The 16,342-nt window shown below is 72.7% G+C and carries 16 protein-coding genes, 3 tRNA genes and 1 pseudogene; 7 read left to right on the top strand and 13 right to left on the bottom strand.

Annotated elements, in window-relative coordinates; all coding sequences use genetic code 11:
* Positions 1–255: 255 nt before the first annotated feature.
* Complete coding sequence (locus C1J01_RS12335; protein ID WP_181448711.1) at positions 256–1,167, top strand: NHL repeat-containing protein; 912 nt, start codon at positions 256–258, stop codon at positions 1,165–1,167.
* A gap of 138 nt (positions 1,168–1,305) precedes the next feature.
* Here the strand turns inward: C1J01_RS12335 and C1J01_RS12330 are convergent, their stop codons facing one another.
* The 5 genes and pseudogenes from C1J01_RS12330 to C1J01_RS12310 all read right to left on the bottom strand — a co-directional run bounded on the left by C1J01_RS12330 (position 1,306) and on the right by C1J01_RS12310 (position 5,031).
* Positions 1,306–1,929, bottom strand: a complete 624-nt coding sequence (locus C1J01_RS12330; RefSeq protein WP_111179079.1) for an FMN reductase — start codon at positions 1,927–1,929, stop codon at positions 1,306–1,308.
* A 26-nt stretch (positions 1,930–1,955) separates the two neighbouring features.
* Positions 1,956–3,050 carry an LLM class flavin-dependent oxidoreductase gene (locus C1J01_RS12325; protein WP_111179078.1) on the bottom strand — a complete coding sequence of 365 codons (1,095 nt, stop codon included), beginning with the start codon at positions 3,048–3,050 and terminating at the stop codon, positions 1,956–1,958.
* Positions 3,051–3,158: 108 nt separating this feature from the next.
* Positions 3,159–3,674: a Rossmann-fold NAD(P)-binding domain-containing protein gene (locus C1J01_RS12320; RefSeq protein WP_111179077.1), complete on the bottom strand. Its 516-nt coding sequence runs from the start codon at positions 3,672–3,674 to the stop codon at positions 3,159–3,161.
* A pseudogene (locus C1J01_RS12315) lies at positions 3,671–4,251 on the bottom strand (DUF4291 domain-containing protein). The gene C1J01_RS12320 and the pseudogene C1J01_RS12315 overlap by 4 nt, the downstream one beginning before the upstream one ends.
* Before the next feature lie 42 nt (positions 4,252–4,293).
* Entirely contained in the window at positions 4,294–5,031 is a 738-nt protein-coding gene (locus tag C1J01_RS12310) for an IclR family transcriptional regulator (RefSeq protein WP_111179076.1), read from the bottom strand.
* Positions 5,032–5,102: 71 nt separating this feature from the next.
* On the opposite strand from C1J01_RS12310, the gene C1J01_RS12305 reads away from it, so the two are divergent.
* On the top strand, positions 5,103–5,468 hold the full coding sequence (locus tag C1J01_RS12305) for a metal-sulfur cluster assembly factor (RefSeq protein WP_111179075.1): 366 nt from the start codon (positions 5,103–5,105) through the stop codon (positions 5,466–5,468).
* Complete coding sequence (locus C1J01_RS12300; protein WP_111179074.1) at positions 5,465–6,448, top strand: amidohydrolase family protein; 984 nt, start codon at positions 5,465–5,467, stop codon at positions 6,446–6,448. The genes C1J01_RS12305 and C1J01_RS12300 overlap by 4 nt, the downstream gene beginning before the upstream one ends.
* On the opposite strand, the gene C1J01_RS12295 is transcribed toward C1J01_RS12300, so the two are convergent.
* The 7 genes from C1J01_RS12295 to C1J01_RS12265 all read right to left on the bottom strand — a co-directional run bounded on the left by C1J01_RS12295 (position 6,410) and on the right by C1J01_RS12265 (position 11,047).
* Positions 6,410–7,288 (bottom strand): FtsW/RodA/SpoVE family cell cycle protein, encoded by an 879-nt coding sequence (locus tag C1J01_RS12295; RefSeq protein ID WP_235854397.1) that lies wholly within the window; start codon positions 7,286–7,288, stop codon positions 6,410–6,412. The genes C1J01_RS12300 and C1J01_RS12295 overlap by 39 nt on opposite strands.
* Positions 7,186–7,977, bottom strand: a complete 792-nt coding sequence (mreC, locus tag C1J01_RS12290) for a rod shape-determining protein MreC (protein WP_146615566.1) — start codon at positions 7,975–7,977, stop codon at positions 7,186–7,188. The genes C1J01_RS12295 and mreC overlap by 103 nt, the downstream gene beginning before the upstream one ends.
* The gene (locus tag C1J01_RS12285) at positions 7,974–9,200 is read right to left on the bottom strand and encodes a rod shape-determining protein (protein ID WP_220039867.1); all 1,227 of its coding nucleotides are present in this window, start codon (positions 9,198–9,200) and stop codon (positions 7,974–7,976) included. The genes mreC and C1J01_RS12285 overlap by 4 nt, the downstream gene beginning before the upstream one ends.
* A gap of 312 nt (positions 9,201–9,512) precedes the next feature.
* A tRNA-Val gene (locus C1J01_RS12280) sits at positions 9,513–9,587 on the bottom strand.
* A gap of 7 nt (positions 9,588–9,594) precedes the next feature.
* Positions 9,595–9,665, bottom strand: a tRNA-Cys gene (locus tag C1J01_RS12275).
* 15 nt (positions 9,666–9,680) lie between these two features.
* Positions 9,681–9,752 (bottom strand) — tRNA-Gly (locus C1J01_RS12270).
* A 95-nt stretch (positions 9,753–9,847) separates the two neighbouring features.
* On the bottom strand, positions 9,848–11,047 hold the full coding sequence (locus C1J01_RS12265; RefSeq protein ID WP_111179071.1) for a hypothetical protein: 1,200 nt from the start codon (positions 11,045–11,047) through the stop codon (positions 9,848–9,850).
* Positions 11,048–11,158: 111 nt separating this feature from the next.
* On the opposite strand from C1J01_RS12265, the gene C1J01_RS12260 reads away from it, so the two are divergent.
* The 3 genes from C1J01_RS12260 to hutH are packed head-to-tail and all read left to right on the top strand — an operon-like array spanning position 11,159 to position 14,037.
* Positions 11,159–11,710: a hemerythrin domain-containing protein gene (locus tag C1J01_RS12260; RefSeq protein ID WP_235854396.1), complete on the top strand. Its 552-nt coding sequence runs from the start codon at positions 11,159–11,161 to the stop codon at positions 11,708–11,710.
* 51 nt (positions 11,711–11,761) lie between these two features.
* Positions 11,762–12,469 (top strand): ArsR/SmtB family transcription factor, encoded by a 708-nt coding sequence (locus C1J01_RS12255; protein WP_111179069.1) that lies wholly within the window; start codon positions 11,762–11,764, stop codon positions 12,467–12,469.
* 17 nt (positions 12,470–12,486) lie between these two features.
* Positions 12,487–14,037, top strand: coding sequence for a histidine ammonia-lyase (gene hutH / locus C1J01_RS12250; protein ID WP_111179068.1), 1,551 nt, complete (start codon positions 12,487–12,489; stop codon positions 14,035–14,037).
* A 1-nt stretch (position 14,038) separates the two neighbouring features.
* Here hutH and C1J01_RS12245 read toward each other — a convergent pair whose 3' ends face one another.
* Entirely contained in the window at positions 14,039–15,220 is a 1,182-nt protein-coding gene (locus C1J01_RS12245; protein WP_111179067.1) for a Rid family hydrolase, read from the bottom strand.
* A gap of 57 nt (positions 15,221–15,277) precedes the next feature.
* Here C1J01_RS12245 and C1J01_RS12240 point away from each other — a divergent pair, with 57 nt between their 5' ends.
* Positions 15,278–16,195 (top strand): LysR family transcriptional regulator, encoded by a 918-nt coding sequence (locus tag C1J01_RS12240; RefSeq protein WP_235854395.1) that lies wholly within the window; start codon positions 15,278–15,280, stop codon positions 16,193–16,195.
* Positions 16,196–16,342 lie beyond the last annotated feature (147 nt).

Raw genomic sequence — 16,342 nt, 5'->3', positions numbered from 1 at the left:
TTCGTGGCGGGCTGCTTCGCGGTGGGCTGCGCGGCGGGCGATGCGGGCGCGCTGCAGGCCGTCAGGGCGAGCGCGACGGTCATCAGGGATAACAGGGGCCCTCCGCATTCGGGCAAAAGTAACGACGCAGGCAGAGGCCCACAAGCGGTTTTCCCTGATTCGTCCCCGGCGGCGTGCCGGATCGTTGCTGAAAGATCCCTGTGAAGGCGGTTCTGGGCCTTTGCCGGGACCGGCGGCTTCTGCATCGTGGTCCGCATGAGATCCGCGATCCTGAAGACCGCACTCAGCGCCGCGCTCATGGTCACGCTCGCCGGCCTCCCGGCGCAGGCGGCCACGAAGCCCGGCACGTTCCCGCTGCCCAACGGTTTCCAGCCGGAGGGCATCGCCATCGGCCCCGGGCCGTACGCCTACTTCGGCTCCCGCGTGGACGGCGACGTCTACCGCGCCGACCTGCGCACCGGCAAGGGCTCCGTCATCAGCCAGGGGCCCGGCACGCCCTCGCTCGGGATGAAGACCGACGGTCGCGGCCGGCTGTTCGTGGCCGGGGGCACCGGCGGGGACGCCCGCGTGGTGGACGTGCGCACCGGGAAGGTGCTCAAGTCGTACGAGCTGGCCACCGGGACGTCGTTCGTCAACGACGTCATCCTCTTCGGCGGCGCGGCGTACTTCACCGACTCGGCCAACCCGGTCCTGTACAAGCTCGACCTCGGCCGCGGCGGCGCGCTGCCGGACGAGGCGGTGAACATCCCGCTCAGCGGCGACATCCAGTACACGACCGGCAACAACGCCAACGGCATCGCCCCGAGCCCCGACGGGAAGTCGCTGCTGATCGTGCAGTCGAACACCGGCAAGCTGTTCGAGGTGGACCCGTCCACCGGCGTCACCGCCGAGGTCGATCTCGGCGGCGAGGTGCTGACCAACGGCGACGGACTGCTGCTGTCCGGCCGCACGTTGTACGCCGTGCTCAACCGGCTCAACACGATCGCCGTGATCGGCCTGTCCCGCGACGCCTCCTCCGGGGAGGTCGTCAGGCGGATCACCGACGACCGGTTCGACGTGCCGACGACGGTCGCCTCCTACGGCCACCGCCTCTACCTGCCGAACGCCCGCTTCACGACGACCCCGACGCCCGACACGACGTACGACGTGGTCTCCGTCAAACCCTGACGCCCAAACCTGACGCTCAAACCCTGACGCCGAACCCTGGTCCCCGAGCCAGGACGTCACGCGTCACAGCCGTGCGGCGGCCCGCAGGCCGCCGCCGTACCTCCTCCCCGGCGCGCTGCGGAGCCGGGGAGGAGCTCCCTACTGCGGCGGGCGCAACGCGGCGAGCTGCTCCTCGAACGGGACGACCGCGTCCTCCTCCGGCTCCCGCCTGGGCGCCCGGTGCGCCATCAGCCCGGCCAGCTCCTCCGCCGCGCGGTCGATGCGCTCGCCCAGCCCGTCGGTGAACGCGCCGTGGCCGCCGCCCCAGTCCTCCGAGGCCGCGTAGACCGCGGTCGGCGCCACCACCGCGCGCAGGTACGTGAACAGCGGCCGCACCGCGTGCTCCAGCGCCAGGGAGTGCCGGGCGGTGCCGCCGGTCGCGCCGATCAGCACCGGCGTGCCGGTCAGCGCGGTGTTGTCGATCACGTCGAAGAACGACTTGTACAGGCCGCTGTAGGAGCCGCTGAAGATCGGCGTGACCGCGATGAGCCCGTCGGCCTCCGTCACGGCATCGAGCGCCTCGCGCAGGCGCGCGTTGGGGAAGCCGGTCACGAAGTTGTTGGCGACGTCCACCGCGAGCTCGCGCAGCTCGATGACGCGCACCTCGGGGGACGTTCCCGGCGTCTCCTCCAGCCGCCGCGCGACCGCCTCGGCCAGGCGGTCGGCGAGCAGGCGGCTGGAGGACGGCTGGGTCAGACCCGCCGTGACGACGACGAGCTTCATGGGGGATCTCTCCTTTCCAGGGGGTTTCAGGCGCCGACGCCCGCGGACCGCTCCTTGGCGGCGAGCAGCGAGGCGTGCGTGGGGGCGTCGGGCACAGTCTCGGGGCGGTTCTTGGCGAACTCCTCGCGCAGCACGGGTACGACCTCCTCGCCGAGGATGTCGAGCTGCTCCAGCACCGTCTTCAGCGGCAGGCCGGCGTGGTCCATGAGGAACAGCTGGCGCTGGTAGTCGCCGAAGTACTCGCGGAACTCCAGCGTACGGTCGATGACCTGCTGCGGGCTGCCCACGGTGAGCGGCGTCTCGGCCATGAAGTCCTCCAGCGACGGCCCGTGCCCGTACACGGGGGCGTTGTCGAAGTACGGGCGGAACTCGCGCACGGCGTCCTGGGAGTTCTTGCGCATGAACACCTGCCCGCCCAGACCCACGATGGCCTGCTCGGGCGTGCCGTGGCCGTAATGGGCGTACCTCTGGCGGTAGAGGCCGATCAGACGCATGAAGTGCTCCTTCGGCCAGAAGATGTTGTTGGCGAAGAAGCCGTCGCCGTAGTAGGCGGCCTGCTCGGCGATCTCGGCGCTGCGGATCGAGCCGTGCCAGACGAACGGCGGCACCCCGTCGAGCGGGCGCGGCGTCGAGGTGAAGCCCTGCAGCGGCGTGCGGAAGCGGCCCTGCCAGTCGACGACGTCCTCGCGCCAGAGCTTGTGCAGCAGCGCGTAGTTCTCGATGGCCAGCGGGATGCCCTGCCTGATGTCCTGCCCGAACCACGGGTAGACCGGGCCCGTGTTGCCGCGGCCCATCATGAGGTCGACCCGGCCGTCGGCCAGGTGCTGCAACATCGCGAAGTCCTCGGCGATCTTCACCGGGTCGTTCGTGGTGATGAGGGTCGTGGCGGTGGAGAGCACGATCCGCTCGGTCCTGGCCGCGATGTACCCCAGCATGGTGGTGGGCGAGGACGGGACGAAGGGCGGGTTGTGGTGCTCTCCGGTCGCGAAGACGTCCAGCCCGACCTCCTCGGCCTTGAGCGCGATCGTCACCATCGCCTTGATGCGCTCGTGCTCGGTGGGCGTCCTGCCGTTGGTGGGGTCAGGAGTGACGTCGCCCACGCTGAAGATCCCGAACTGCAATTTAGTCACCATCCATGACTTTTGAAGATTTGACGGCTAGAGCGTCAAGCCCTCCTGAGATATTCCAATCATCCGGCATCCCCGTCACCGCGGGGTACAGAGGCGGGATCAGGAGCCTTCGGCGAGGACGTTGATGTCGGCGGGGCCCAGCACGCGGCGGGGCGCGCCGCGCTCGGCCACCGTGATCATCGCCCGGCCGATCCGCTCGGGCGTCGTCGCCTCACCGCCCCACCAGCGGCGCAGCAGCGGGAGCAGCGGCCGGGTCACCACGTAGGCCAGCCGGAAGGGCGGCCTCCCCGACGGGAGGCGACCGGGCCGGAACACGTACGCCTCCAGCGGCAGCGCCAGGACCGCCTCCTGCGCCGCGTCCGTCTCCGCGGCGCCCCGCACGTACACGAGCGTGCAGCCGGGCGCCAGCGTACGGGCGGCCGGCAGGGCCAGGCCGGGAGCGCAGCAGAAACACGCGTCGTATCCGACCGGCTCGCCGGTGCGGAGCTTGGGATGGACGAACCCCTCGGGGACGCGCCCGACCACGAGCACGCCCGTGACCCGGTCGTCGAGCAGGCACTCCCGCAGCACCGCGCGCCCGATCACCCCGGTCGCCCCGAAGAGGATCACCCTCATCCCGGACTCGCCCCGATCGTCTCGATGAGGTCGGCAGGCACAGGATACGGCCGCTCGACCGGCAGCAGCCCGCTCACGTCCGCTCGGCGCGCGAGCGCCGCCCGCAGCTCACGGGCCCGGTCGGTGACGTCGGCTATCGAGACCGTCCACTCCTCGACGTAACGCCGCACCGCCTCGCGGGACAACCCGATCTGGATCGACCGGTACGGCAGCGCCTCGTGCCGCGGCCCCCGCTCGGGATCCCACTGGATCCGCACCGGGCTGTGCTTGAGCCGCCGCGCCCACCCCGGCCGCCCGTCGTCCCGGCTGAGGCAGGCGTGCGCCAGCGCCCACGCGAACCCCTCGCGGGTCAGCTCGATCGCCAGCACGCGCTCCTGCCCCGGCTTGGTCGCGTACCCGGACCGGTACATCGTCCAGAGGAACGAAGGCTTGATCCACGTCATCCGGTCCCGCTTGAACGGCGGCACGAAGCGCCGGGCGCGACGGCCGGCTCGGCGATCGCGGCGTCGTACGCCTGATAGACCGTGACCGTCTCCTCGGTGTGCAGGGCGCGGATCTGGCGGAGGGGAACGTTCATGAGGATCACCGTGGCGAAGACCCGCGCGGCGGGGCAACACCTTCACGCGCACGCCAGGTCGCGCACGGCCTCGGCAAGCCGCGCGGAGGCCGCGCGCGGGACGGACAGGCCGCGCGCCGACAGGCCGATCGCCCACTGCGTACCGGGCACCACCGCGCCGGCGCACGCCACGTCCGGCCGGAACTGCCCGTGCTCCTCCACCACCTGCCCCGGCCGCAGCCCGGCCAGTTCCTCCTCGACGTCCTCCACGCTGGCGGGCGTCGCGGAGGTGAAGCGGCGCAGGCCGTACCCGCGCAGGACGCCCCGGCGCGTCCGGGACGGCAGCGCCAGCAGCAGCGCCTTGCCCAGCGCCGTGGCGTGCGGCGCCGTCTCCAGGCCCGCCTGCAGGTCCTCCAGCCACGGCGAGCACGGCCCCTCCGCCACCTCGGCCACGACCAGCCGCCCGTCGGCCAGCCGCGCCAGGTACGCGGTGTGCCCGGTCACGGCCGCCAGGTGGCCGAGCACCGCCCGGACGCGCGGCGGCCTCTCGAAGGCCCGCACCATCTCGTGGAAGCGCTCGGCCACCTGCGAGCCGAGCAGGTAGTCGCCGTCCGGCCGCCGATGCAGGTAGCCCTCGTAGCACAGGGTGCGCACCAGGTGGTAGGAGGTGGACAGGTTCAGGCCGCAGCGGCGGGCGATGACCTTGACCGGCAGCGGCCGGTCGGCCCGCGCGACCTCCTCCAGCACGCGGAGCGCGCGGGAGACGCTGCGGATCAGATCGCTGGGGGGTTCACCGGTCATCCCTTCAGCATGTGCGCCATCTGAAAATCGCACTCCTACCCCGGAAGGCACACCCGTCCGACGATGAGGCCATGCCGGACATACCGCAGTGGGCCAGTGACGCGCTGTCGGGGGTCTACGACCCGTGCTGCAGGGAGAAGGGCATCTCCGTCGTGGAGATGGGCCTGGTCAGATCGGTCGAGGTGGACGACGGCCGTGCCCGGGTGGAGCTGCTGCTCACCTCGGGCTGGTGCCCGTTCGCCGCCCGGGTGCTCACGGAGGTGCGCGAGCGCATCGAGGAGCAGCCCGGCGTCCGCGAGGCGGAGGTCGAGGTCGTGTGGGACGAGGTCTGGACGGTGGACCGGCTCTCCCCGAGGGCGGCCCGCGTGCTCCGCTTCCTGCCCGCCCCCGCGCAGGTGCCCGACAAGGAGAGCTACATCCGCGAGGAGCTTCGATGATCGACGACATGTTCGTGTTCGACAGCGTGGCGCACGTCTTCAACTTCGAGCAGAAGAACGCCTACGGCCCGGCGGGCCAGATGTTCTCCAACCACCTGTACGCCTTCCACACCACGCTCACCCCGGAGGGCGAGACCAGGCTGGCGCCGGAGGAGTTCCTGCGCCAGTGGACGATCGACGACATCCGCCGCATGGTCTTCGACGAGTCCGACACCGACATGCTGGTCGCCATGCCGCTCCCGCTCACCGACCTCTACCACGACGGCCTGTCGCCGTGGCAGGAGTGCGCCGAGCTGGCCGCCCGCGACCCCGACCGGATCGTCTTCTGGGGCTCGGTCAACCCCCTGGAGGGACGCAAGGCGCTCGACCTGATGGAACGCCAGGTGGGGGAGTTCGGGGCGCGCGCGTTCAAGCTGTACAACGTCCGCTACGACTACGGGTCGCCGTACCCGTGGCGCATGGACGACCCCCGGGTCGCCTTCCCCATCTTCGAGAAGGCCCGCGACCTGGGCGTCAACCTGATCGGCGTGCACAAGGGCGTGCCGCTCGGCCCGCAGCCCATCGAGCACACCCAGACCTGGGACATGGACGGCGCCGCCGCGAACTTCCCCGACATCAACTTCGTCATCTTCCACGTCGGGCTGCCGTTCCTGGACGAGACCTGCTGGCAGCTCATCCGCTACCCCAACCTGTACGCCGACCTGGCCGCCACCATCAACTTCATCGTCCGGGCGCCGCGCATGTTCGCCGAGATCATCGGCAAGCTGCTCTTCTGGTGCGGTGAAGACAAGATCATCTACGGCTCGGAGGCGCCGATCTTCCACCCGCAGTGGGCGCTGCGCGCGTTCAGGGACTTCACCATCCCGCAGGACCTGTGCGACGGGTACGGCTACCCGCAGCTCACCGACCAGGCCAAACGCAAGATCCTCGGCGAGAACCTGCTACGGCTGCATGGGCTTGGTCCGGTGAACGGCCTGTAGCAGTCCCACGGCCACCAGGCCGGCGACCGTGGCCGAGCCGCCGTACGACACGAACGGCAGCGGCACGCCCACGATCGGCGTCAGGCCCACGGTCATGCCGACGTTCACGAACGCCTGGAACCCGATCCACGACACCGCGCGCCACGCCAGCACCGTCCCGTACGGCGAGGCGCTGTCGCGGGCGATGGACAGGCCGCGCCACAGCAGCGCGCACAGGGCGAGCACGACGGCCGCGGCCCCGGCGAACCCGAGCTCCTCGCCCGCGACGGTGAAGACGAAGTCGGTGTGCTGCTCGGGGACGAAGTGGCCGGCCGTCTGCTCGCCGTTGAACAGGCCCTTGCCGTACAGGCCGCCGGAGCCGATCGCGATGCGCGCCTGGGCGGCGTTGTAACCGGCGCCGCCCGGGTCGGCCGCCGGGTTCGCCAGCACGAGCAGCCGTTCCAGCTGGTACGGCCGGACGAGCCCCAGCGGCACCGCGAACGCCAGCGCCAGCGCCACCTTGGCGAGCTCCGACGGCTGGAACTGAAGTCCCGGCGCGAGCACGATCCACGAGTGCGCGCCGTTCACCCGCTCGCCCAGCGGGCTGAGCACCGCGGCCAGCGCCAGCACCGCCAGCACGTACGCCGCCGGCACGTACGCCCGCAGCACCCGCAGATCCACCCGCGAGACCAGCCACATGAGCACGAGCCCGCCCGCGACGGCGACGGCCTGGCGCACCAGCAGCGTGTGGTCGCCCGTCATCCGCGTGGCCGACCACACCAGCAGCAGCCCGACCGCCGACAGCGCCGCCGCCAGCGCCGCCAGCACCCTGTCGGGCGCGCCCAGCGACGGCGCCCACACGATCCGCCGCCGCCCGGCCGCACCAGCGCCGTACGCGTCGCCGCCCCCGGCACCGACTCGACCTCGGTCACCGTCCCGATGGGCACCCCGGCCACGTACGGCCGCGCGCCCGCCGACCCCAGCGTCACCACCTGGTCGCCGGCCCGCACCGGCGCGTGCGGGTCGAACAGGCTGAGCCGCAGCAGCCCCTCGCCCGGCAGCCCGGTCACCACGCCCAGCTCGCCCGAGCCCGCCATCCGCGCGCCCACCGACGACCCGGCGTCCGTGATCAGCGACACCGACGCCGTCGCCGGCCCCGCCCAGGTGACCTTGCCGACCAGGCCGTCGGCGTTCAGCACCGTCACGTCGCGCTCGACGCCCGCCGCCGCGCCCGCGTCGATGGTGACGCTCTGCCGCCCGAACCCGACCACGTGCGCGGCCACCCCCTCGTGCCCCGCCGCCATCCCGGCGCCGGCCGCCCGCGCGCCGCCGGACAGCAGCTCGGCGCGCAACCGGGCGTTCTCCTGCTCCAGCGCCCGCACCCGGGCGTCACCGCCGAACGCCCTGGTCACGGCCCCGCCACCGTTCTGAACGGCTCCGAACACGGCCGAGCCCGCCTCCCGCAGCGGGGTCAGCGGCGCCAGCGTACGGTCGATCACGACGAGCGAGACGGCGGCGGCCAGCACGAGCAGGACGACCGCCCGCCTCACCGCCGCGACCAATCGGGCAGCAGCACGTCGCGCATCGCGTCGAAGCGCTCGACGCAGCGGCCCGCGCCCAGGGCCACCGAGTACAGCGGCTTGTCCACCACCCGGATCGGCATCCCGGTGGCCTCGCCCATCCGCTCGGGCAGCCCGCGCAGCAGCGCCCCGCCGCCGGTCAGCACGATGCCGTTGTCGAGCAGGTCGCCGGCCAGCTCGGCCGGGCACTGGTCGAGCGTCGCCTGCACCGCGTCGATGATGGCCTGCACCTGGTCCTCGATCGCCTCGCTGATCTGGTCGGCGGTGATCGTGGTGGTCTTCGGCAGGCCCATGACCAGGTCGCGCCGGCGCACCGGCGCGGACGTCCTGGGCGGGCCCGGCGGAGACGGAGCCGGCACGGCGCTCTCGGACCTGGCCTTCGACCTGAACGGGTTCCAGCCGCGCGGCGCCGGGGCCTCGCCAGGCTCCTCCTCCGTCACGACGGGCTCGTCCCCGTCCGGCTGGATCGGCGCGCCGACCCGGTGCCTGCCCTTGGGGGTCGGGTCGGCGTCGCGCGCGGACACCGGCGCCGGCCGCGCCACCCCGAGGTCGATCTTCAGCCGCTCGGCAGTGCGCTCGCCGAGCAGCAGCGCGTGCTCCTTCCTCGTGTACGCGACGATCGCCTCGTCCAGCTCGTCCCCGCCCACCCGCACCGACGTGGCGACCACGACGCCGCTCATCGACACGATGGCGACCTCCGTCGTGCCGCCGCCGATGTCCACGACCATGTTGCCGGCGGCCTCGCCGACCTTGACCCCGGCGCCGATCGCCGCGGCCATGGCCTCCTCGATGATGTGCACCCGCCGCGCGCCCGCCTCGTACGCGGCCTCCTTGACCGCTCGCTGCTCGATCGAGGTGGTGCCGCTCGGGACGGCCACCACGATGCGGGGCTTGGCCAGGAACCGGCTCCGGTGCGCCTTCTGGATGAACATGCGTAACATGCGCTCCGCCGCGTCCAAGTCCGCGATCACGCCGTCCTTGAGCGGCCTGATCGTGGCGATGTGCGGGGGAGTGCGGCCCATCATGCGCTTGGCCGCCTTGCCGACGGCGACGACGGTGTTCTTCTGCAGGTTGATCGCGATGACGGAGGGCTCGTTCAGCACGATGCCCTTCCTGCGGACGTAGACGAGCGTGTTGGCGGTTCCGAGATCGACTGCTATGTCGTGACCGAGAAGAGCCCATGCGAACGCCATAACCGCACAGCCTTTCGACCGGGGTAGAAGGCCCGGCGGCAGCGCACACACCCCGGCGACGCCGGACGCACAGAGGAAGGCCACCAGGAGGAAGGCGCGCGTCGTCTTGGCCACGTCCGGTCATCTGCCCCCGCCGGCCGGCACTCCCGCGGCCCGGTGACCGCTAAGTGGCCCTCAGGTGAGCGCCCGGCCACCAAGTCCCTCCTCCGGGGCTACACGCGGCCGGGCGCCTTCGAGCAAGTGAGGGGCGGCGGGCAGGTGCCCGAAAAAGCGAAAACCCCGCCGGGCGGGAGCCCGGCGAGGGCGCGGAGATGGTGGACGATACTGGGATTGAACCAGTGACCTCTTCCGTGTCAGGGAAGCGCTCTCCCGCTGAGCTAATCGTCCTTTGCAGAGGTGGCGACGGGATTTGAACCCGTGTGGACGGCTTTGCAGGCCGCTGCCTCGCCTCTCGGCCACGCCACCGAGCCGGAAGCTCCGAGCGGAAGACGGGATTCGAACCCGCGACCCTCACCTTGGCAAGGTGATGCTCTACCCCTGAGCCACTTCCGCGTGCGCCCCGTTGTGCAGGGCGACGAGAGAACTCTAGCGAATCCTGGCCGAGTCCCCAAACCGGAATTCGCCCGCCGGCTCGCCGGACACCGGACCTACCGGCTGACCTGCAGTCCGGCCGGGTGCGGGCCCTCGGTCTGCAGGCGGTACTCCTCCCCGGAGATCGCCCGGTTCTCGTCGACGACGCGCTCCGACGGCGGCCTCTCGCCGCCCATGACCGCCTCCTGCATCTTCTCGAACCGCTCGTGGGCCTCCCGTACGTAGCCGGTGCCCAGGGTCGTGAGGTCCATCTGGGTGGCGAGCAGGTCGCGGATGTAGCCCTTGTTCGGCTCGAACGTCACCGGCGGCGGCAGCGCGGGGGCGAGCACCTGGTCGGGGTCGCGCCCGTCGAAGCGCCGGAACATCTCGGCCGCCAGCCGCAGGTGCTCCAGCTCCATGTTGAGGTGCAGCTCCCAGATGTTGCGCACCTTGGGGTCGCTCTCGGTCTCCATGAAGGAGTAGTACAGGTAGCACTCGTTGTACTCGTGGTTGAGCAGCCGCTCCCACCAGCTCTCGCCGGGCTCCACCAGCGACTCGTAGTGGGTGACGTGCTCCTCCTCGATCAGCCCGATCTCCTGGTAGAGCTGGCGGGCGATGGGCTCCATGTACATCGGGCCGACGTTCATGTAGAAGTTCATCGTCTGCTGCTCGGCCGCCGTGATGGTCAGCGCGTGCAGGCGCGACAGCGGCTCGGTGACCCGGCGCTGGTACGGCTCGCGCACGTTGTCCATCGGGTCGCGGTGGTGCAGGTACGTCGGCCGCCCCGGCATGACCTCGGTGAGCTGGTCGACGATCTGCTCCGCCTTGCGGTGCTCGATCATCTCGTACAGGTTGGCGTACCGGTAGAGATGGTCGAAGTCCTCCAGCACGCCGAACTGGTAGGCCTGCTTGAGCCGCAGGTCCGGCTCCATGCGGGCCACCCACGCGGTCAGGTCGACGGCCACCTGCTCGTAGGCGATCGTCGTCTCCAGCACCGACGACGCCCCCGGCAGCAGCCAGTTGACGACCTTCTGCTGCTGCGCCTCGATGTAGCGCACGCGCGCCAGCCGCTGCTTGACCTCCAGGTCGCGGCAGTGGCGGGCCATGTGGTGGCTGAAGAGGATCGCCTCGGTCTCGATCCCGTTCATCGTGATGATCCGGCACCGCGTGTACGGGTCGCAGCGGTCGGGGTCGATGGGCGTGACGTTCAGCTCCCGCCAGTCGCGCAGCTGCTCGTCCAGCGGGATTCCCCGCTCCTGGAGTGGGTCGAAGGCCATGTCGCTGCGCCTACCCGGGGCCGGGGCGGGCAACCTCCGCGTTCGCTCCCCGAACGGCCCGCGTTCGGTAAGGCGGGGCGTGTCGCACTGTGTGCCGGGTAGGCCGCTGGGGTGCGTGAACAAGATGTCATCGAGCTGCTGATGGCGCAGCACGGCCAGATCAGGGACCTGTTCGACGAGGTGGAGCAGGCGCCGCCGGAGAAGGTCGCGGCGGCGTTCGACCGGCTGACGCGGGCGCTGTCGGTGCACGAGACGGCGGAGGAGGAGATCGTCCATCCGTACGCGCGCAAGAAGCTCGACAACGGCCAGGGCGTCGTGGCCGACCGGCTGGAGGAGGAGAACCGCGCCAAACGCCTGCTCCTCGAACTGCACAAGAAGGGCGTGGACGACCCCGGCTTCTGGGACGGCCTGGCCCGGCTGCGCACCGCCGTGACGGCGCACGCGCGCAGCGAGGAGCGCTACGAGTTCGCCCGGCTGCGCGCCGGCACCACCGCCATGGAGCGGCGGGCCATGGCGGCGGCGGTGCGGGCCGCGGAGTCGCTGGCGCCGTCGCGCCCGCGTCCCGGCACCGAGTCGGCGGCCAAGAACCTGCTCATGGGCACGCCGCTCGCGCTGATGGACCGCGCCCGCGACGTGATCCGGAAGGCCCTCGACCGGCACTGACCCGGGACCCTTCGACGCGGGGCGAAACGTCGGCGTACTAGCGTCGTGAGCATGGAGTACTTCGCCCGTGACGCCGACATCGCGCCCGTCGCCGCGCTCATCGCCGACCCCACGAGGGCGGCGATCCTCACCGCGCTGCTCGGCGGGCGCGCCCTGGCGGCGGGGGAGCTGGCCCGGGTCGCCGGGGTCAGCGCCGCCACCGCGAGCGCCCACCTGGCGCGGCTGCTCGACGGCCGGCTCGTCGACGTCGTCCCCCAGGGCCGCCACCGCTACTACCGCCTGGCCGGGCACGAGGTGGCCGAGGTGCTGGAGTCGCTGGCCACGATCAGCGCCCGCCCGCCGGTGCGCTCGCTGCGCCAGTCCCGGCAGGCCCGGCTGCTGGAGGAGGCCCGCACCTGCTACGACCACCTCGCCGGCCGCGCCGGGGTGGGGCTGCTCGACCGGCTCAGGGAGGGCGGCCACTACGCGGCCTGCGACCTGACGGAGCGGGGGGAGCGGCTGCTGTCCGGCCTCGGCGTGGACGTCGCGGGCGCGCGCGGGTCGCGGCGGCGCTTCGCTCCCGAGTGCCTCGACTGGACCGAGCGCCGCTCCCACCTCGGCGGCGCGCTCGGGGCGGCGATCGCGCGGACGCTGTTCGAACGCGGCTGGTACCGGCGGGGCGCGGTCCCGAGGGCGGTGGTGCTCACCGACGAGGGCAGGCAGGGGCTGGCGGCGCTGTTCTCCGGTAAGGAGCTAACATCGGCTACGCCGGTTACCTGAACGAGAGAGACGCACACATGCGCGACAACGAAGTCGTGAACGTCGGCCCCGAGCCGCTCAGCTTCGACGAGGTCATCGAGGTGGCCCGCCACGGAGCCCCCGTGCGGCTCACCGACGACGCCATCGCCGCCGTCGCGGCGGCCCGCCAGCGGGTGGACGAGCTGGCCGAGAGCCCGGTGCCCGCGTACGGCATCTCGACCGGGTTCGGCGCCCTCGCCACCCGGCACATCGACCCGGAGCTGCGCGCCCAGCTCCAGCGCTCGCTGGTGCGCTCGCACGCGGCGGGCAGCGGCCCCGAGGTGGAGACCGAGGTCGTGCGCGCCCTCATGCTGCTGCGCCTGCACACCCTGGCCACCGGCCACACCGGCATCAGGCCGACCACCGCCAAGACCCTGGCCGCCCTGATCAGCGCGGGCATCACGCCGATCGTGCACGAGTTCGGCAGCCTGGGCTGCTCCGGCGACCTCGCGCCGCTGGCCCACGTGGCGCTCACCCTGATGGGCGAAGGCGTCGTACGCGACAAATCCGGAAATGTCGTGTCGGCCGCCGAGGCGCTCAAGCAGGCCCGCATCGAGCCCGTCGAGCTGGCCGCCAAGGAGGGCCTGGCGCTGATCAACGGCACCGACGGCATGCTCGGCATGCTCATCCTGGCCATCCACGACCTCACCACGCTGGTCAGGACCGCCGACGTGAGCGCCGCGATGAGCGTCGAGGCGCTGCTCGGCACCGACCGGGTGTTCGCCCCCGAGCTGCAGGCGCTGCGCCCCCATCCCGGCCAGGCGCGCTCGGCCGCCAACATGGCGTCGATCCTGCGCGGCTCCGCCATCGTGGCCAGCCACCGCGACCCCGCCGACTGCGCCCGCGTCCAGGACGCCTACTCCCTGCGCTGCGCCCCGCAGGTCGCCGGGGCCGTCCGCGACACGATCGCGCACGCCGCCGCCGTGGCCGGGTGGGAGCTGGCCAGCGCCGTCGACAACCCCGCCGTGCTCGACGACGGCCGCGTGGAGTCCAACGGCAACTTCCACGGGGCGCCGCTCGGCTACGTGCTCGACTTCCTCGCCATCGCGGCGGCCGACCTGGCCTCCATGTCCGAACGGCGTACCGACCGCTTCCTCGACGTGGCCCGCAACCACGGGCTGCCGGCGTTCCTGGCCGCCGACCCGGGCGTCGACTCCGGCCACATGATCGCCCAGTACACCCAGGCCGCCATCGTCTCCGAGATGAAGCGCCTCGCCGTGCCCGCGAGCGTCGACTCCATCCCGAGCTCGGCCATGCAGGAGGACCACGTGTCCATGGGCTGGTCGGCCGCGCGCAAGCTGCGCAGGTCGGTCGACGGGCTCACCCGCGTGCTCGCGATCGAGGTGCTCACCGCCGCCCGCGCGATCGACCTGCGCGCCCCCCTGGAGCCCGCGCCGGCGACGGCGGCCGTGGTCAGGGCGCTGCGCGAGACCGTGCCCGCGCCGGGCCCCGACCGGTTCCTGGCCCCGGAGATCGACGCCGCCGTGCGCCTGGTCGCCGAGGGCGGCGTCGTGGCGGCGGCGGAGTCGGTCACCGGCCCCCTGGACTGACTCAGGCGGGCAGGGCGGCGGGCAGGGCCACGATCAGGTCCACCTCCAGCAGCAGCCCCGGCACGAACAGCTTCGACACCTCCACGGTCGTGCTGGCCGGGGGCGTGCCGGTGATGTACTTCCGGCGCACCTTCCCGTACTCGGCCCGGTCCTCCATGTCGGTCAGGTACGTCCGGATGAACGCGATGTCGGCGAACGTGGCGCCCTGATCGGCGAGGATGCGGCCGATGAGCTGGAAGACGTACTCGGCCTGCGCCGCCATGGAGCCCGCGCCGACCACGTTCCCCCGCTCGTCGAGGGCGGCCTGGCCGGAGACGTAGAGCGTGTCGCCGGCGCGGACGGCGTGCGAGTAGGCGCCGTTCGTGGCGGGCACGGTCGCGAGGTTGAGCGGCACGGCCCGCCGCCTGCCCGTCCCCAGGGTGGCGGCGCGGACGTGCGCGGTGACGGCCGTCAGGTCGTGGCCGCCCAGGCCCGCCGCCACGGCCTCCCGCAGCCGGGCCCGGGCGGCCGAGGCCAGCCCGGCGCCCTCCCAGGCGGCCAGCTCCAGATCCTTGGCGGCGTGCGCGAGCGCGTACCGCGTCTCGGGCGCCGGCTCGCGCAGCCGCTCGGCCAACGCGCCCAGCGGGGTGCCCGCCAGCACGCCGGCGAGCGCGCCCGGATCGACGCCGTGCGCCTCCGCGTACGCGTACGTCTCCGCCACCAGCACCTGGGCGGGCACCAGCGCGCTCATGACGGCGAGCTTCATGGCCGCGCCCGCCCCCAGCGGCCCGGCCTCGCGCACCGTCCCGAAGACGGACAGCACCTCGCGGCAGGCCGACAGGTCACCGCCGGCCAGCACGGTCAGCGTGCCCTCGGCCGCCGGACCCACGCTGCCCAGCACCGGCGCGTCCACCAGCCCCACCGACGGCGGCAGCAGCGCGCGCAGCCCGTGCACGGCCTCCGGGCCGATCGTGGACATCTCCACCACCGTCGCCCCGGGGGCGAGCCCCGGCAGCGCCGCCGTCAGCACCTCGCGCACCGCCGCCGGGTCGCTCAACATCGTGATGACCAGCTCTGCCCCGTGCACCGCTTCGGCGACCGGAATGCCCGTGCCGCGCCGCCACGTCGTCACCTCGTGCCCGGCCTCCGTCAGCCGCCGGGCCATCGGGACGCCCATGCGCCCCTGTCCGAGAAAAGCAATCATGCGGCCAGTGAAGCGGTATGCGCGGTATTCCACCACCGACTAGATTGCATGCCAGCCATGCCCGAGACGAATGACTTCGACACAGCCGCCCTGCGGCTCTTGGACGAGGTCGCCATGAGCGGCTCGTTCACGGCCGCCGCCGAACTGCTCGGCTACACCCAGTCGGCGGTCTCCCGCCGCGTCGCCGCGCTCGAACGCGCCGCCGGCGGCCCGCTCTTCGAACGCCTGGCCAGGGGCGTGCGCCTGACGCCCGCCGGGCGGGTGCTGCACCGGCACGCCGTCGCCGTGCTCGACCGCCTCGACCGCGCCGCGGAGGACCTGGCCGCCCTCCACCGCGGGACGGGCGGCACGCTGCGCGTCGGCGCGTTCGCCACCGCCAACGTCGCCCTCGTGCCCGGCGCGCTCAAACGCCTCGCCGAGCGGCACCCCGGCGTCGAGCCCCGGGTGACCGAGGGGCTCAGCGCCGCCCTGATGGACCGGCTGCGCGCGGGCGCGCTCGACGTGGCCGTGATCAGCGACTACCCGGCCGGCCTGCCCGCCGAGGGCGCCCGCACCGTGCCGCTCGGCGCGGACCGGCTGCTGGTCGCCCTGCCCGCCGGCCACCGGCTGGCCGCCGAGCCGGACGTCGACCTGCGCGACCTGGCGGACGAGAGCTGGATCGAGGCCGCGCCGAGCGGACAGCCGACCGTGCTGATGACGGCGTGCGCGGCGGCCGGCTTCACCCCGCGCACCGGGCTGCGGGTGGCGGAGTGGACGGGCAAGTTCGGGTTCGTCGCGGCGGGGCTCGGGGTGACGCTCGTGCCGGAGCTCGCCGCGCGTGGCGTGCCGCGCGATCTGGTGCTCCGGCCGCTGCGCGGCACGCGGCCCGTACGGCAGGTCCACGCCGCGCTGCCGGAGTCGCCGCTGCCCGCCGCGCTGGAGCTGGTGGAGCTCCTGGGAGAATGGCGGGTGTGCACGACGGTTTCGCCGCCTTAGGGCAACACCTCGCGACCGGTCTGCGCGACGTGACCTCCGACCTCGCCGCCCTCGACGGCGAGGGCTGGTGGGCGGTCGTCGTCGACTTCGAGGGCAAGGTGACGTGCGCCCGGTTCGACCGGGTGCGCCGCGCGCCCCTGCCCGCCC

The sequence above is a fragment of the Nonomuraea aridisoli genome (assembly GCF_003236395.1).
In the GTDB taxonomy this organism is placed as follows: domain Bacteria; phylum Actinomycetota; class Actinomycetes; order Streptosporangiales; family Streptosporangiaceae; genus Nonomuraea; species Nonomuraea aridisoli.
The sequence above is the reverse complement of the archived record's forward strand: the minus strand, read 5'-3'. Positions and strand labels throughout refer to the sequence as shown.

What these genes read in the sequence shown, in the direction of transcription:
- hutH (WP_111179068.1), top strand. Translation starts at nt 12,487, where the DNA reads ATGCGCGACAACGAAGTCGTGAACGTCGGCCCCGAGCCGCTCAGCTTC.
- C1J01_RS12310 (WP_111179076.1), bottom strand. Translation starts at nt 5,031, where the DNA reads ATGACCGGTGAACCCCCCAGCGATCTGATCCGCAGCGTCTCCCGCGCG.
- C1J01_RS12300 (WP_111179074.1), top strand. Translation starts at nt 5,465, where the DNA reads ATGATCGACGACATGTTCGTGTTCGACAGCGTGGCGCACGTCTTCAAC.
- C1J01_RS12320 (WP_111179077.1), bottom strand. Translation starts at nt 3,674, where the DNA reads ATGAGGGTGATCCTCTTCGGGGCGACCGGGGTGATCGGGCGCGCGGTG.
- C1J01_RS12265 (WP_111179071.1), bottom strand. Translation starts at nt 11,047, where the DNA reads ATGGCCTTCGACCCACTCCAGGAGCGGGGAATCCCGCTGGACGAGCAG.
- C1J01_RS12255 (WP_111179069.1), top strand. Translation starts at nt 11,762, where the DNA reads ATGGAGTACTTCGCCCGTGACGCCGACATCGCGCCCGTCGCCGCGCTC.
- C1J01_RS12330 (WP_111179079.1), bottom strand. Translation starts at nt 1,929, where the DNA reads ATGAAGCTCGTCGTCGTCACGGCGGGTCTGACCCAGCCGTCCTCCAGC.
- C1J01_RS12240 (WP_235854395.1), top strand. Translation starts at nt 15,278, where the DNA reads ATGCCCGAGACGAATGACTTCGACACAGCCGCCCTGCGGCTCTTGGAC.
- C1J01_RS12335 (WP_181448711.1), top strand. Translation starts at nt 256, where the DNA reads ATGAGATCCGCGATCCTGAAGACCGCACTCAGCGCCGCGCTCATGGTC.
- C1J01_RS12285 (WP_220039867.1), bottom strand. Translation starts at nt 9,200, where the DNA reads ATGGCGTTCGCATGGGCTCTTCTCGGTCACGACATAGCAGTCGATCTC.
- C1J01_RS12305 (WP_111179075.1), top strand. Translation starts at nt 5,103, where the DNA reads ATGCCGGACATACCGCAGTGGGCCAGTGACGCGCTGTCGGGGGTCTAC.
- C1J01_RS12245 (WP_111179067.1), bottom strand. Translation starts at nt 15,220, where the DNA reads ATGATTGCTTTTCTCGGACAGGGGCGCATGGGCGTCCCGATGGCCCGG.